This is a genomic window from Mesotoga sp. B105.6.4 (genome assembly GCF_002896535.1).
Lineage (GTDB): Bacteria > Thermotogota > Thermotogae > Petrotogales > Kosmotogaceae > Mesotoga.
The window spans coordinates 1-1,199 of record NZ_JWIM01000111.1; the positions used below are offsets into that span (position 1 = coordinate 1).

Genomic DNA, 1,199 nt, shown 5'->3' on the forward strand with positions numbered 1-1,199 from the left:
CACTCCACCGGACTTTAAACCATTCAGCCAGCTTCCAGCATGACAGGACTCGATTATGATACAGAACGTCACGTTGGAATACTCCTGAATAAAGCTTCTCAACTGCGAAGCGTAGAACGTCGTTCCTCCCAGATTCATAAGGTTTATGTTTCCGTGTGCGATAAAGTAGAGTGTCATGTGGTTGATTTTCTTGTTGACTATAAGATCGTTCATAGCGTTTTGAACTGCCGTCCAGTTAGGCGCAGCCGCTCAGGCGACATACCTCACATCTCTTACGGTATCTGTTCCCATCAAAGTCTTGAACGAGGTTGACATGAGATTTCGGGCATCTCTCGCCTCCGCATAGAGACTCTGCGATGGAGTGAGTCCACTGGTTATAACCGCGCCCTTACGAATAATCCTCGCAATTATAATGTCGATCCAATCGCCAATGGGTAAGAGTACGATCTTCGACTTATCCCAGATTACCGCGGAGATATACTGGGAGCGCAGTAGAATAGGTCCTGGAACTGCGCCATTCAACTTTGGAACACCCTGAATCTTCTCATCGAAGATAATCTGTCTGTTCTTGTTTACGACTACCAGTCTTCCCGGATGGTCATAAAAGGCGCCAGGCGCCTCGTCAAGATAGAAGAGCCATCCTGCCTGGTCCAGCCCCTGAAGCTGGAACTGAAACTCCGTATTTCCTTCGGCGGTCTCCGAAGTTATGACATCTCCAACCTCGACTTCAGCAAGCAAAACACCAGTAAATGGATCATCGGGCTCGCCTTCACTTTTTATGAAATCAATGAATTTCTTTGTGGCTACTTCAACCGGATCTTTCGGAATACACGCAGAAAGTATGGGGAAAGTTATCGAGACAAGAGTGAGTATCAAAGCTGCTCTTTTGAACTAGAGATAAAAGGGTCAGACTCCAATTCTTCATTGTGAGCTGAATGTTGAAAATTTCGTTCACGGGTATTTGTTTTCTGCTGGTGATCGAGTAATGACACAGGATACACTCTCTTCCGAGCTCATAGATTCCGCACGAATCTCCTCATTCCTGCTTGATGCTTGCCGTGAACGCGCTCGGTCATTTCTGGCCTGCCTGAATGGAACTACGGAGTCATCGTTCATGAGAAAGCAGGAAGGAAATCTTCTCCTTCCCGCCGTTAGGGTGTGTGAGTTGAGCAGTTGAAAGTTACAAGTTCTGAGTTGCA

At 46.8% G+C, this 1,199-nt stretch carries 1 protein-coding gene and 1 pseudogene; both read right to left on the minus strand.

The window, feature by feature from the left end:
- Positions 1-213 (minus strand): annotated as a pseudogene (locus tag RJ60_RS15885) (hypothetical protein); the annotation flags it as partial.
- A gap of 36 nt (positions 214-249) precedes the next feature.
- Entirely contained in the window at positions 250-876 is a 627-nt protein-coding gene (locus RJ60_RS14880) for a hypothetical protein (RefSeq protein WP_103135270.1), read from the minus strand.
- Positions 877-1,199 lie beyond the last annotated feature (323 nt).